Annotated in this window: 23 protein-coding genes; all 23 read right to left on the bottom strand. The window is 69.2% G+C overall.

Annotated elements, in window-relative coordinates:
* Positions 1-19: 19 nt before the first annotated feature.
* Positions 20-829, bottom strand: coding sequence for a 50S ribosomal protein L17 (rplQ, locus tag O2W14_RS19990; protein WP_442928822.1), 810 nt, complete (start codon positions 827-829; stop codon positions 20-22).
* 129 nt (positions 830-958) lie between these two features.
* On the bottom strand, positions 959-2026 hold the full coding sequence (locus tag O2W14_RS04085; protein ID WP_269174792.1) for a DNA-directed RNA polymerase subunit alpha: 1068 nt from the start codon (positions 2024-2026) through the stop codon (positions 959-961).
* Between the two features lie 147 nt (positions 2027-2173).
* A complete protein-coding gene (gene rpsD / locus O2W14_RS04080; protein WP_269174791.1) occupies positions 2174-2800 on the bottom strand; it encodes a 30S ribosomal protein S4 in 627 nt (208 codons plus the stop codon).
* Between the two features lie 35 nt (positions 2801-2835).
* Positions 2836-3243 carry a 30S ribosomal protein S11 gene (gene rpsK / locus O2W14_RS04075; protein ID WP_163612630.1) on the bottom strand — a complete coding sequence of 136 codons (408 nt, stop codon included), beginning with the start codon at positions 3241-3243 and terminating at the stop codon, positions 2836-2838.
* A gap of 128 nt (positions 3244-3371) precedes the next feature.
* Positions 3372-3746, bottom strand: coding sequence for a 30S ribosomal protein S13 (gene rpsM, locus O2W14_RS04070; protein ID WP_036334299.1), 375 nt, complete (start codon positions 3744-3746; stop codon positions 3372-3374).
* Between the two features lie 14 nt (positions 3747-3760).
* Entirely contained in the window at positions 3761-3874 is a 114-nt protein-coding gene (gene rpmJ / locus O2W14_RS04065; protein WP_014742835.1) for a 50S ribosomal protein L36, read from the bottom strand.
* A 71-nt stretch (positions 3875-3945) separates the two neighbouring features.
* Positions 3946-4167, bottom strand: coding sequence for a translation initiation factor IF-1 (gene infA / locus O2W14_RS04060; protein WP_012950459.1), 222 nt, complete (start codon positions 4165-4167; stop codon positions 3946-3948).
* Positions 4168-4508: 341 nt separating this feature from the next.
* Positions 4509-5312, bottom strand: a complete 804-nt coding sequence (gene map / locus O2W14_RS04055) for a type I methionyl aminopeptidase (protein WP_269174790.1) — start codon at positions 5310-5312, stop codon at positions 4509-4511.
* Positions 5313-5393: 81 nt separating this feature from the next.
* A complete protein-coding gene (locus tag O2W14_RS04050) occupies positions 5394-6002 on the bottom strand; it encodes an adenylate kinase (RefSeq protein WP_331253570.1) in 609 nt (202 codons plus the stop codon).
* Between the two features lie 8 nt (positions 6003-6010).
* Positions 6011-7321, bottom strand: coding sequence for a preprotein translocase subunit SecY (secY, locus tag O2W14_RS04045; protein ID WP_269174788.1), 1311 nt, complete (start codon positions 7319-7321; stop codon positions 6011-6013).
* A 169-nt stretch (positions 7322-7490) separates the two neighbouring features.
* On the bottom strand, positions 7491-7934 hold the full coding sequence (rplO, locus tag O2W14_RS04040; protein WP_269174787.1) for a 50S ribosomal protein L15: 444 nt from the start codon (positions 7932-7934) through the stop codon (positions 7491-7493).
* Between the two features lie 13 nt (positions 7935-7947).
* Positions 7948-8130, bottom strand: coding sequence for a 50S ribosomal protein L30 (gene rpmD, locus O2W14_RS04035; RefSeq protein WP_014742840.1), 183 nt, complete (start codon positions 8128-8130; stop codon positions 7948-7950).
* 1 nt (position 8131) lies between these two features.
* Positions 8132-8785, bottom strand: coding sequence for a 30S ribosomal protein S5 (gene rpsE, locus O2W14_RS04030; protein WP_237496110.1), 654 nt, complete (start codon positions 8783-8785; stop codon positions 8132-8134).
* 46 nt (positions 8786-8831) lie between these two features.
* Positions 8832-9248, bottom strand: a complete 417-nt coding sequence (gene rplR, locus O2W14_RS04025) for a 50S ribosomal protein L18 (RefSeq protein ID WP_269174786.1) — start codon at positions 9246-9248, stop codon at positions 8832-8834.
* Positions 9248-9787 (bottom strand): 50S ribosomal protein L6, encoded by a 540-nt coding sequence (gene rplF / locus O2W14_RS04020; RefSeq protein ID WP_163612622.1) that lies wholly within the window; start codon positions 9785-9787, stop codon positions 9248-9250. The genes rplR and rplF overlap by 1 nt, the downstream gene beginning before the upstream one ends.
* A gap of 14 nt (positions 9788-9801) precedes the next feature.
* A complete protein-coding gene (gene rpsH / locus O2W14_RS04015) occupies positions 9802-10212 on the bottom strand; it encodes a 30S ribosomal protein S8 (RefSeq protein WP_269174785.1) in 411 nt (136 codons plus the stop codon).
* 162 nt (positions 10213-10374) lie between these two features.
* On the bottom strand, positions 10375-10560 hold the full coding sequence (locus tag O2W14_RS04010; protein WP_014742845.1) for a type Z 30S ribosomal protein S14: 186 nt from the start codon (positions 10558-10560) through the stop codon (positions 10375-10377).
* Between the two features lie 34 nt (positions 10561-10594).
* Complete coding sequence (rplE, locus tag O2W14_RS04005) at positions 10595-11179, bottom strand: 50S ribosomal protein L5 (RefSeq protein WP_331253569.1); 585 nt, start codon at positions 11177-11179, stop codon at positions 10595-10597.
* A 2-nt stretch (positions 11180-11181) separates the two neighbouring features.
* A complete protein-coding gene (gene rplX / locus O2W14_RS04000) occupies positions 11182-11529 on the bottom strand; it encodes a 50S ribosomal protein L24 (RefSeq protein ID WP_442928821.1) in 348 nt (115 codons plus the stop codon).
* A gap of 2 nt (positions 11530-11531) precedes the next feature.
* Positions 11532-11900: a 50S ribosomal protein L14 gene (rplN, locus tag O2W14_RS03995; RefSeq protein ID WP_029433456.1), complete on the bottom strand. Its 369-nt coding sequence runs from the start codon at positions 11898-11900 to the stop codon at positions 11532-11534.
* Between the two features lie 201 nt (positions 11901-12101).
* A complete protein-coding gene (gene rpsQ, locus O2W14_RS03990) occupies positions 12102-12380 on the bottom strand; it encodes a 30S ribosomal protein S17 (protein ID WP_269174784.1) in 279 nt (92 codons plus the stop codon).
* The gene (rpmC, locus tag O2W14_RS03985; RefSeq protein WP_091061857.1) at positions 12377-12610 is read right to left on the bottom strand and encodes a 50S ribosomal protein L29; all 234 of its coding nucleotides are present in this window, start codon (positions 12608-12610) and stop codon (positions 12377-12379) included. The genes rpsQ and rpmC overlap by 4 nt, the downstream gene beginning before the upstream one ends.
* Positions 12610-13026: a 50S ribosomal protein L16 gene (rplP, locus tag O2W14_RS03980; protein ID WP_163612618.1), complete on the bottom strand. Its 417-nt coding sequence runs from the start codon at positions 13024-13026 to the stop codon at positions 12610-12612. The genes rpmC and rplP overlap by 1 nt, the downstream gene beginning before the upstream one ends.
* Position 13027: the final 1 nt, after the last annotated feature.

The following is a 13027-nucleotide window of genomic DNA, read 5'->3' as shown; positions in this document are numbered from 1 at the left end:
CGTCAGGAGACGGCTGAGGTCACTTGGGGTCGACCTCGGGCTCGCCGCCGGGGGCCTGACGGCCCGCGGTGGCGGCGTCGCCGAGCTCGGCGGCCTCGACCTCGGCGGCGGCCGCGTTGGCGACCTCCGGCGACAGGGTCGGGTCGTCGACGACGGCGGCGTTCTCGGCGGTCGGCTGCGGGGTGACGCTGCCGTCGTCCTGGCGGTCGCCGTCGGGGTTGTAGACGTCGGTGACGACGGCCTCGGCCTCGTCGAGGCCCTCGGCCCCGGCGACGACGGCGGGGCTGGTGTCCCCGCCCGGGCCGGTGGTCACGTCGGTGTCGACGAGACCCGGCTCGGTGGCGTCGGCGGTGACCTCACCGGCAGCCGAGGCGGACCCGGCACCCGTGGCGGCGGCGGAGGAGCCGGCACCGGAGGCGAACCGGCTGCCGCGGGCCTGCTCGGCCTCGCCGACGGCCTGCTGCGCCACGGTCTGGCCCTCGACCAGCTCGATGATCGCCATGGGGGCGTTGTCGCCCTTGCGGGGACCGACCTTGACGATGCGGGTGTAGCCGCCCGGACGGTCCGCGAAGCGCGGGCCGATCTCGGCGAACAGGTGGTGGACGACGGACTTGTCGCGGATCGTCGTCATCACCTGACGACGCGCGTGCAGGTCGCCGCGCTTGGCGAAGGTGATGAGCTTCTCGGCCAGCGGGCGGAGCCGCTTGGCCTTGGTCTCGGTGGTGGTGATCCGGCCGTGCTCGAACAGCGAGGTGGCCAGGTTGGCCAGCATCAGCCGCTCGTGCGCGGGGGACCCGCCGAGACGGGGGCCCTTTGTGGGGGTGGGCATGTCGGTCCTTCCTCAGGCCGCCGGGAGGGTCCCTGCGAGCCGCGCGTTCACTGATGGGTGGTGCTCCGGTGCCGGCGGTGCCGGACCCGGCGGGACCCTGCCGCCCCGGAGGGCGGCAGGGTCCGTCTGTCAGAGCTGCTCGGTCTCCTGGAAGGAACCCTCGTCGAACTGCGCCGGGTCGCCGTAGGACGCGTCACCCTGGTAGGCGTCGGTCTCGTAGCCCTCGTCGTAGCTCTCCACCGAGGTGGGGACGAACCCGGGCGGGCTGTCCTTGAGGGCCAGGCCCATGGCGGCGAGCTTGAGCTTGACCTCGTCGATCGACTTCGCACCGAAGTTGCGGATGTCGAGCAGGTCGGCCTCCGAGCGGGTGACGAGCTCCCCGACGGTGTGCACGCCCTCACGCTTGAGGCAGTTGTAGGACCGGACGGTGAGGTCCATGTCCTCGATCGGCATCGAGAAGTTGGCGATGTCGGCGGCCTCGGCCGGGCTGGGCCCGACCTCGATGCCCTCGGCGTCGACGTTCAGCTCGCGCAGCAGGCCGAACAGCTCCACCAGGGTGGAGCCGGCGCTGGCGATCGCGTCGCGGGGCTCCATCGACGGCTTGGTCTCGACGTCGACCACGAGGCGGTCGAAGTCGGTGCGCTGCTCGACGCGGGTGGCCTCGACGGCGTAGGTCACCTTGAGCACCGGGGAGTAGATCGAGTCGACGGGGATGCGACCGATCTCCTGGCCGGGCTGCTTGTTCTGGGTGGCCGGCACGTAGCCGCGGCCACGCTCGACGACCAGCTCGACCTCGAGGCGGCCCTTGGCGTTCAGCGTGGCGATGTGCAGCTCGGGGTTGTGCACCTCGACACCGGCCGGGGGCGCGATGTCGGCGGCGGTGACCTCACCGGGGCCCTGCTTGCGCAGGTACATGGTCACCGGCTCGTCGGAGTCGGAGCTGACCACGAGGCCCTTGAGGTTCAGGATGATCTCGGTGACGTCCTCCTTGACGCCCGGCACGGTGGTGAACTCGTGCAGGGTGCCCTCGATGCGGATGCTGGTGACAGCAGCGCCGGGGATCGAGGACAGCAGGGTGCGACGCAGCGAGTTGCCGAGGGTGTAACCGAAGCCCGGCTCCAGCGGCTCGATGACGAACCGAGAGCGCTGGGCGTCGATGGTCTCCTCGGTGAGGGTCGGACGCTGTGCGATGAGCATGGTGGTTCTCCTTCGTGTCCTCCGGCGACCGCCATATGACGCCGTGAGGGAGGTGGTGCCAGCGGGGCGGACATCGGTCCACCCGCTCCGCCGTGGTGCAGAGCGATGCCCCGCCCCCGCCGCAGACGGCGGGAGCGGGGCGATCGGTCACTTCGAGTAGAGCTCGACGATCAACTGCTCCTGGACCGGGGTGTCGATCACCTGACGGGCCGGGATGTTGTGGACGAGCACCTTCAGCTGCGAGGAGATGACCTCGAGCCACGGCGGGACCGGACGGGAGCCGGCCTTGGCCTGGGCGAGCTGGAACGGCACCATCTCGACGGACTTCGCAGCCACCTCGAGGATGTCGTTCGCGGACACGCGGTAGGACGGGATGTCGACCTTGCGGCCGTTCACCTTGATGTGGCCGTGGCGCACCAGCTGGCGGGCCATGTCACGGGACTCGGCGAAGCCGGCCCGGTAGACCACGTTGTCCAGGCGCGACTCGAGGATCTGCAGCAGGACCTCACCGGTCTTGCCCGACTTCTTGTTGGCCTCTTCGTAGTAACCGCGGAACTGCTTCTCCAGCACGCCGTAGATGCGGCGGGCCTTCTGCTTCTCACGCAGCTGGAGCAGGTACTCGCTGTCCTTGCTGCGGCCACGACCGTGCTCACCCGGCGGGTAGGGCCGGATCTCGATCGGGCACTTCGGGGACTCGCACTTGCTGCCCTTGAGGAACAGCTTCATCTTCTCGCGCCTGCACAGACGGCAGTCGGCTCCGGTGTAACGGGCCACGTCAAATACTCCTAGATCGTCTCGTCAGTGACCGGTCAGACCCGGCGGCGCTTCTTGGGGCGGCAGCCGTTGTGCGGCTGCGGCGTCACGTCCTGGATCTGCCCGACCTCGAGGCCGGTGGCCTGCAGGGAGCGGATGGCGGTCTCGCGACCGGAACCCGGGCCCTTCACGAAGACGTCGACCTTGCGCATGCCGTGCTCCTGGGCCTTGCGCGCGGCGCTCTCGGCGGCCATCTGCGCCGCGAACGGCGTGGACTTGCGCGAGCCCTTGAACCCGACGTGGCCGGCCGAGGCCCAGCTGATCACGTTGCCCGTGGGGTCGGTGATCGACACGATCGTGTTGTTGAAGGTGCTCTTGATGTGCGCCGCGCCGTGAGCGACGTTCTTCTTCTCCTTGCGGCGCACCTTCTTGGTGCCAGCTGCCGCGCGAGCCCTGGGAGGCATCTCTCTCCGGTCTGAGTCTGTGTTCGTGGCCTGGTCGTCTCCCCCGCCGTGGCGGGGGAGACGGTCGTGCTCAGGCGCACCGCCGGTCCGGCCCTACGGACCAACGACGGTGCGCCGACGTGCTGGGATCAGCGGGCCTTCTTCTTGCCCGCGATGGTCTTGCGCGGGCCCTTGCTCGAGCGCGCGTTCGTCTTGGTGCGCTGCCCGTGCACCGGGAGGCCACGGCGGTGCCGCAGTCCCTGGTAGCAACCGATCTCCACCTTGCGGCGGATGTCGGCGGCCACCTCACGGCGCAGGTCGCCCTCGACGCGGAAGTGCTCGTCGATGTAGTCGCGCAGCTTGAGCAGGTCCTCGTCGGTCAGGTCCTTGGCGCGCAGGTCCGGGCTGACGCCCGTCGCGGCCAGGGTCGCCTTGGCCGAGGTCGGCCCGATCCCGTAGATGTAGGTGAGCGCGATCTCCATCCGCTTCTCGCGGGGGAGGTCAACGCCAGCAAGTCGAGCCATTGTCCGGTACTCCCTCAGCCCTGGCGCTGCTTGTGCCGGGCGTTCTCGCAGATGACCATGACCCGGCCGTGCCGGCGGATCACCTTGCACTTGTCACAGATCTTCTTCACCGACGGCTGGACCTTCACCGGTGCCGCCCTCATTCCTGTAGATCGTGGCCGGTCCGCAGGTGCCCTCTCGGACACCGGACCGGCGGGGGTCACTTGTAGCGGTAGACGATGCGGCCGCGGGTCAGGTCGTAGGGCGACAGCTCCACGACCACGCGGTCCTCGGGCAGGATGCGGATGTAGTGCTGCCGCATCTTGCCGCTGATGTGGGCGAGCACTCGGTGCCCGTTCTGCAGTTCGACCCGGAACATCGCGTTGGGCAGCGGCTCGACGACGCGACCCTCGACCTCGATGGCCCCGTCCTTCTTTGCCACGCCTACACGGCCTCCTCGTTCGATCGGACTGCATTCGCCCGTGCCGCAACGGCAGGGCGGTGGTGCTGGGACAGGTGCAACGCGCAGACCCGGGTGACCCGGGAGGCTGGGCGTGGTGGTGCGGGCGATCTCGCTGAGGGCGTCTGTCGGCGTACGGCCACAGCACGACGACGGACGGCGCGAACGCCAACGGTCACTGTACTCCCTGGACGTCCCAGGCTCCAACCCGGTCCAGGGTGACCCCCGCCCCTCCCGCCCACGGTCCCCCCTCGCGGTCCCCGGCCGCACCGGCGTCGGTGCGACCCGGGACGGCGACCGAGGGGTGCGGCCGGGACCTCGGACTAGGAGCGGGGCGTGACGCCGAAGGGCGCCAGGCCGGCGAGGCCACCGTCCTCGGCCGTGAGGACCCACGGGCCCTCGGGGGTGATGGCGACGCTGTGCTCGAAGTGGGCGGCCCGGGAGCCGTCCTTGGTCACCACGGTCCAGCCGTCCTCGAGCTCCGCCGTCGCGGGGTCCCCCACGGTGACCATCGGCTCGATGGCCAGGGCCAGGCCCGGCACGAGCTTGGGCCCACGCCCGGCGCGGCCGTAGTTCAGCACGTGCGGGTCCTGGTGCATCTCGGTGCCGATGCCGTGGCCGCCGTAGTGGTCGACGATCCCGTAGCGGTGCGGGTGGGCGGTGATCGACTCCTCCACCGCCGCGCTGATGTCGGTGAGCCGACCGCCGGCGAGGGCCTTGGCCAGCCCCGCCCACATGGAGCGCTCGGTGACCTGGATGAGCTCGAGGTCCTCGGCGCGGGGCGTGCCGACCGTGACCGTCACGGCGGAGTCGCTGTGCCAGCCGTCGAGGATGGCGCCGCAGTCGATGGAGATGTTGTCGCCGTCGGCCAGGACCCGGTCCGGGGACGGGATGCCGTGGACGACCTCGTCGTTGACCGACGCGCAGATGGTCCCGGTGAAGCCGTGGTAGCCCAGGAAGTTGGGCACCGCGCCCTGGGACCGGATGTGGTCCTCGGCGATCGCGTCGAGCTCACCGGTCGTGACACCGGGCGCCACGGCGGCCTTGACCGCCGCGATCGCGCCGGCGGTCACCAGCCCCGAGGCCCGCATGAGCTCGATCTCGTGTGCCGTCTTGATCTGGATCATGCGTCCACTCCACTTCGCCAGCACGGGAAGTCGTGCCAGGAGGGCGGCAGCACGGTCACCGTGCACCTGACCCTCGCATCCTCAGCTCGCGGCCGGGGCCCCGGCCGGGCCGTCGTCATCGGTGAAGCCGAGCGCCGAGAGCGCACGATCGGTGACCTCGTCGATCTCGCCGATGGCGTCGATCTGGCTCAGCAGCCCGGCCTGGCGGTAGAACCCGGACAGCGGCGACGTCTGTTCCCGGTAGACCTCCAGCCGGTGCCGGACGGTCTCGGGCTTGTCGTCCTCCCGCTGCACCCACACGCCGTCGACCAGCATCCGGCGACCGGAGAGCCGGCGCACCAGCTCGTCCTCGTCGACGACGAGCTCCAGGCACCGGTCGAGCACGTGGCCCAGCTCGGTGAGGGAGTCCCGCAGCTGCTCGGCCTGGGAGATGGTGCGCGGGAAGCCGTCGAGCAGGAAGCCGGCCTTCGCGTCGGGCTCGGCCAGCCGGTCGGTCACCATGGCGACGGTGATCTCGTCGGGGACGAGGTCACCGGAGTCCATGTAGGCCTTCGCCTGCCGGCCCAGCTCGGTACGGCCACTGACGTTGGCCCGGAAGATGTCACCGGTGGAGATCGCCGGGACCGACATGCGGCTGGCGATGATCTGCGCCTGGGTGCCCTTGCCCGCTCCGGGGGGGCCCAGCAACACGACGCGCACTAGCGGAGGAACCCTTCATAGCTGCGCTGGTTGAGCTGCGTCTCGATCTGCTTGACGGTCTCCAAGCCCACTCCCACCATGATCAGCACCGCGGTCCCGCCGAACGGGAAGTTCTGGTTGTTCCCCTCACCGGTGACCGAGAGGAACAGGTTGGGCAGCACGGCCACCAGTCCCAGGTAGATCGACCCGGGGAGGGTGATCCGGGACAGCACGTACTGCAGGTACTCCGCGGTGGGACGACCGGGCCGGATGCCGGGGATGAAGCCGCCATAGCGCTTCATGTCGTCGGCCCGCTCCTCCGGGTTGAAGGTGATCGAGACGTAGAAGTACGTGAAGAAGATGATCAGCCCGAAGTAGATGGCGATGTGCACCGGGCTGCTCTGGTTGATCACGTAGTTCTCGAAGAACCGTCGCACCGGGCCGCTGGTGTTGCCCTGCAGCTGGCTGACCAGCTGCGGCAGGTACAGCAGCGAGGAGGCGAAGATGACCGGGATGACGCCGGCCTGGTTGACCTTCAGCGGCAGGTAGGTCGACGTGCCGCCGTACATCCGCCGGCCGACCATCCGCTTGGCGTACTGCACCGGGATGCGGCGCTGGGCCTGCTCGACGTAGACCACCGAGGCGATGACCAGCACCGCGAAGAGGCACACGACGGTGAAGATGGCGGCGCCGCGGGTCTGCAGGATCGCCCCGCCCTCGGCCGGGATGCGGGCGGCGATGGAGGTGAAGATCAGCACGGACATGCCGTTGCCGATCCCCTTCTCGGTCAGCAGCTCGCCCAGCCACATGATGACGGCGGTGCCGGCGGTCAACGTCACGACGAGGACGACGGTGGTCCACACCGAGTCCGACGGGATGATGTCCTGGCCGCAGTTCGGGAACAGCTGGCCGCTGCGGGCCAGGGCGATGATCCCGGTGCTCTGCAGCACGGCGAGCGCGATGGTCAGGTAGCGCGTGTACTGGGTCAGCTTCGCCTGACCCGACTGCCCTTCCTTCTTCAGCTGCTCGAACCGTGGGATGACCACCACCAGCAGCTGCACGATGATGCTCGCGGTGATGTACGGCATGATGCCGAGCGCGAACACCGACAGCCGCAGCAGCGCGCCACCGGAGAACAGGTTGACCAGCGAGTAGACGTCACGCTGGTCGGAGGCGTTGGCCTGCTCGAGACAGCTGTTGATCGCCTCGATCGAGACGCCGGGTCCGGGGACGCTGGCGCCCAGCCGGTAGACCGCGATCAACGCCAGGGAGAACAGCAGCTTGCGCCGGAGATCTGGCGTCCGGAACGCAGCGGCGAACGCCTGCAGCACGTGCCCTCCCCAAGTCGGTTCATCGAGGCTATCAACAACGGAGGCGGCCCTCCGGCCCCCACCGCTGTCGATCTCGCGGTGGAGCAGGGCGGACGGGCCGGTGACAGCAGAAGGCCCCTCCCCCGTCCGCCACGAGCTGGCTCGCGACGGACGGAGGAGGGGTCCTCCCTCAGAGCTGGGTGGTGCTGCCCCCGGCAGCGCCGATCTTCTCCTCGGCGGACTTGGAGAAGGCGTGCGCCTGCACGTCGACCTTCACCCCGCCGAGCTCGCCGGTGCCCAGGACCTTGATCGGCTGACCACGACGGACGGCGCCGGCGTCGGCCAGCGTGTCGGGGTCGATGCGACCACCCTGCGGGAACAGGGAGGCGATCCGGTCCAGGTTGACCACCTGGAAGACGACCTTGTTGTTGTTCTTGAAGCCCGAGAGCTTCGGCAGCCGCATGAAGAGGGGGGTCTGACCACCCTCGAACCGTGCAGAGACCTGCACGCGGGCGCCGGAGCCCTTGGTGCCGCGACCGGCGGTCTTGCCCTTGGAGCCCTCACCACGACCCAGACGGGTCTTCTTGGTGTGGGCGCCGGGGGCCGGACGCAGGTGGTGGACCTTGAGAGTCATGACGTTCCCCTGCTCAGACGATCTCTTCGACGGTGACCAGGTGCGGCACCGTCGCGACCATCCCGCGGATCTCGGGACGGTCCTCCTGGACGACCGAGTCGCTGATCCGCTTGAGCCCGAGCGAACGCAGCGTCTGACGCTGGTTGGGCTTGGTGCCGATCGCCGACTTGATCTGGGTGACCTTCAGCTGAGCCATGTCAGACCCCCTGTCCGGCCCGGGCGCGCAGCATGGCGGCCGGGGCGACGTCCTCCAGGGGCAGACCGCGGCGGGCCGCGATCTCCTCGGGACGGACGAGGTCCTTGAGCGCCTGCATGGTCGCGTGGACGATGTTGATCGGGTTGGAGGACCCGAGGCTCTTGGAGAGCACGTCGTGGATGCCGGCGCACTCGAGCACGGCACGCACCGGGCCACCGGCGATGACGCCGGTACCGGGGCTGGCGGGCTTGAGCAGCACCACACCGGCAGCGGCCTCACCCTGCACCGGGTGCGGGATGGTCGCGGCGATGCGGGGCACCTTGTAGAAGTGCTTCTTGGCCTCCTCGACGCCCTTGGCGATCGCCGCGGGCACCTCCTTGGCCTTGCCGTAGCCGACACCCACGGTGCCGTCGCCGTCGCCGACGATCACCAGGGCGGTGAAGCTGAAACGACGACCACCCTTGACGACCTTCGAGACGCGGTTGATGGCGACGACCCGCTCGATGAACTGGCTCTTCTCGACGGGGCCGCCGGGGCCGCGCCCGCCGTCCCGACGGTCACGACGGTCGTTGCCGCCGCCCTGGCCGCCCTGGCCGCCGGCGCCGGGGCCACCCGTACCGCCGGCGCCACCGCCGCGTCGCTGTGGTCCTGGCATCAGACGTCCCTCTCGATCGTGTTGTGCGTCGTGGAAGTGGTGAGCATCAGAAGTCCAGCCCACCCTCGCGCGCGCCGTCGGCCAGCGCGGCGATGCGACCGGCGTACCGGTTGCCACCGCGGTCGAAGACGACGGCTGCGATGCCGGCGGCCTTGGCGCGCTCGGCCACCAGGGCACCCACCTGACGGGCGAGAGCGCTCTTGTCGCCCTCGACGCCCTTCAGGCTGGCGTCCATGGTCGAGGCACTGACCAGGGTGCGACCGACGGTGTCGTCGATGACCTGGACGTGGATGTGCCGGCTGCTGCGCTTGACGACCAGACGGGGACGCTCCGGCGTGCCGCCGACGCGCTTGCGCAGACGGTTGTGCCGGCGCAGCCGCGAGACGCGGCGCGCGGTGCTGACATCGGTCCCGACGGGCTTGTGCACCCGGGGACCCTTCGCGGTGTTCGCTGCAGTGGTCATCACTTGCCCGTCTTCCCGACCTTGCGCTTGACGACCTCGCCCTGGTACCGCACGCCCTTGCCCTTGTACGGGTCGGGCTTGCGGATCTTGCGGATCTTGGCGGAGACCTCGCCGACCTGCTGCTTGTCGATGCCGCTGACGCGCAGGCGGGTCGGGGCCTCGACGGTGAAGGAGATCCCCTCGGGGGCCTTCACCACGACCGGGTGGCTGAAGCCGAGCGCGAACTCGAGGTCCGCCCCACGGGCCGCCACGCGGTAACCCACGCCGACGATCTCCAGGGTCTTGTCGTACCCCTGGGTGACGCCGGTGATCATGTTGGCGATGAGGGTGCGGGAGAGACCGTGCAGGGCACGGCTCTCGCGCTGGTCGTCGGGACGCTGCACCTGCAGCGTGCCGTCCTCACCGCGCTCGACGGTGATGGGAGCGGCCACCGTGTGGCTCAGCTTCCCCTTCGGGCCCGAGACGTTGACCGTGCGCCCGTCGATGGCGACGTCAACCCCACTGGGCACCGGAATCGGGAGTCGTCCGATCCGTGACATGTCTGAGTCTCCTCTTACCAGACGTAGGCGAGGACTTCCCCACCCACGCCCTTCTTGTTCGCCTGCTTGTCGGTCAGCAGTCCGGTGGAGGTGGAGATGATCGCCACCCCGAGGCCGCCGAGGACCTTCGGCAGGGAGGTCGACTTCGCGTAGACCCGCAGGCCGGGCTTGGACACCCGGCGGATGCCGGCGATGCTGCGCTCACGGTTGGGGCCGTACTTGAGGGAGACCACGAGCTCCTTGCGGACGTGGCCGTCCACCTCCACGTCGTTGACGGTCCAGCCGCCGATGTAACCCTCCTTCTGGAGGATCTCGGCGACGTGCGTCTTCAGCTTCGACGACGGCATGGCAGCGACGTCGTGGTACGCCTGGTTGGCGTTCCGCAGCCGCGTGAGCATGTCCGCGATCGGGTCGGTCATCGTCATGTGTTGGTCGTGCCTCTCTCACCGCGGTTCCGCACGCGCTGGGTCACGGGGACTTGGCGCAGGGCCTTCGGCGATCGGTGGTGCGTCTTCAGGTGACCGGTTGGTCGGTGGTGCAGAGCCGTGCCGACCCCGTCCCAGGGCGTGGCCCTGGGACGGGGGAGGTCACCAGCTGGACTTGGTCACGCCGGGCAGCTCGCCGGCGTGGGCCATCTCCCGGACGCAGATCCGGCAGAGGCCGAACTTGCGGAACACCGCGTGCGGACGACCGCAACGCTGGCACCGGGTGTAGCCGCGCACCTTGAACTTCGGGGTGCGGGCTGCCTTGTTGACAAGAGCCTTCTTGGCCATATCTGTGTCTCCTGGGACTTCTACGCAGACCGCGTCAGCGGGTCGCGTTGACGACGGTCTGGCCGGCGAAGGGGAAGCCGAGCAGGCTGAGCAGCTCGCGACCCTCCTCGTCGGTGGTGGCGGTGGTCACCAGGGTGATGTCCATGCCGCGGGGACGGTCGATGCGGTCGACGTCGATCTCGCGGAACATCGACTGCTCGGTCAGACCGAAGGTGTAGTTGCCGTGGCCGTCGAACTGCTTGGGGCTCAGGCCACGGAAGTCACGGATGCGGGGCAGGGCCAGCGAGAGCAGCCGGTCCAGGAACTCCCACATGCGGTCGCCCCGGAGGGTGACCTTGGCGCCGATCGGCATGCCCTCGCGCAGCTTGAACTGGGCGATGGACTTGCGGGCCCGGACGACGGCCGGCTTCTGGCCGGTGATGGCGGTGAGGTCGCGGACCGCGCCGTCCATCAGCTTGGCGTCACGGGTGGCCTCGCCGACGCCCATGTTGACCACGATCTTGACCAGACCGGGGATCTGCATGACGTTGCTGTAGCCGAACTCCGACATCAGGGCCGGTGCGATCTCCTCGCGGTACCGGGCCAGCATGCGGGGCAGTTCACGCGTGGGTGCGCTCATGATCAGAGGTCCTTACCGGTGCGCCGGGAGACCCGGATGTTGCGGCCGTCTTCGTCCTTGCGGTACCCGACGCGGGTGGGGTTGCCCTCGGAGTCGACGACCATCACGTTGCTCACGTGGATGGCGGCCTCCTGGGTCACGATGCCGCCGGACTGGGCGCCGCGCTGGTTGCTGCTGACCCGGGTGTGCTTCTTCACCCGGCCGATGCCCTCGACCAGGACCTTGGAGGTCTTGGGGAAGGCGGCGATGACGCGGCCCTTGGCACCCTTGTCCTTGCCGGACAGGACGACGACCGAGTCGCCCTTCTTGACCTTCATCGACGGGGTCTTCCCGCTGCTCTGCTGAGCCATGATCACAACACCTCCGGAGCGAGCGAGATGATCCGCATGAAGCGCTTGTCACGCAGCTCGCGGCCCACAGGGCCGAAGATGCGGGTACCGCGCGGGTCGCCGCTGTCGCGGATGATGACCGCGGCGTTCTCGTCGAAGCGGATGTACGAGCCGTCGGGACGGCGCCGCTCCTTGACGGTGCGGACGACGACGGCCTTGACCACGTCGCCCTTCTTCACGCCTGCGCCGGGCAGCGCGTCCTTCACGGTGGCGACGATGACGTCACCGATGCCCGCGTAGCGTCGACCGGACCCGCCGAGAACCCGGATGCACAAGATCTCCTTGGCCCCGGTGTTGTCGGCGACTCGCAGTCGCGACTCCTGCTGGATCACTACCTGCTCCTGTGTCTCAGTGTCGACAGCCGGACCGGATCGGTGAACCGGCTGTCCGGGCCCCACGTGCGGACGCACCGGCAGCGATCGCCGCCGGTGCGTCCGTTCACGGGTCCCGGGATGTGGCGCACACCCGGAGGGCGCGCCAGTCGTCCAGGGTACTCCCTGCTCACCGGCCTGGGGAGGCCGGTGGACAGTTGGTTACTTGGCCTTCTCCACGACCGACACCAGCCGCCACCGCTTGGTGGCAGAGGTGGGGCGCGTCTCCATGATCTGCACCCGGTCGCCGATGCCGGCGGTGTTCTGCTCGTCGTGCGCCTTCAGCTTGCTGGTACGGCGGAGGACCTTGCCGTACAGCCCGTGCTTCACGCGGTCCTCGACCTCGACGACGATGGTCTTCTCCATCTTGTCGCTGACGACGAGCCCCTCGCGGACCTTGCGGTCAGCGCGCTCGACCGGTGCGTTGCTGGCCTCGCTCATGCCACACCCTCGTTCGGGGCGACCGAGAGACCCAGCTCGCGCTCGCGCATGATCGTGTAGATCCGGGCGATGTCGCGGCGGACGGTCTGCAGTCGCCGGTTGTTGTCCAGCTGGCCGGTGGCCACCTGAAACCGCAGGTTGAACAGCTCTTCACGCGACTCGCGCAGCCGGGTGGCCAGCTCGTCGACGGAGAGCTCGCGCAGCTCGGGCGCAGTGAGACCGGCGGCCATCACGCCTCTCCTTCTCGGGAGATGAAGCGGCACTTCATCGGGAGCTTGTGGATCGCACGCCGCATGGCCTCACGGGCCACCGGCTCGTCGACACCGGACAGCTCGAACATGATCCGGCCGGGCTTGACGTTGGCCACCCACCACTCGGGCGAGCCCTTGCCGGAACCCATGCGGGTCTCGGCCGGCTTCTTGGTCAGCGGGCGGTCGGGGTAGATCGAGATCCACACCTTGCCGCCACGCTTGATGTGGCGCGTCATCGCGATACGAGCGGACTCGATCTGACGGTTGGTCACGTACGCCGGCTCGAGGGCCTGGATGGCGAAGTCACCGAAGTTGATCTCGGTGCCGCCCTTGGCCTTGCCCGAACGGTCCGGGTGGTGCTGCTTGCGGTGCTTGACCCGACGAGGGATCAGCATG

Source organism: Modestobacter sp. VKM Ac-2986 (genome assembly GCF_026967795.1).
Classification (GTDB): domain Bacteria; phylum Actinomycetota; class Actinomycetes; order Mycobacteriales; family Geodermatophilaceae; genus Modestobacter.
The sequence above is the reverse complement of the archived record's forward strand: the minus strand, read 5'-3'. Positions and strand labels throughout refer to the sequence as shown.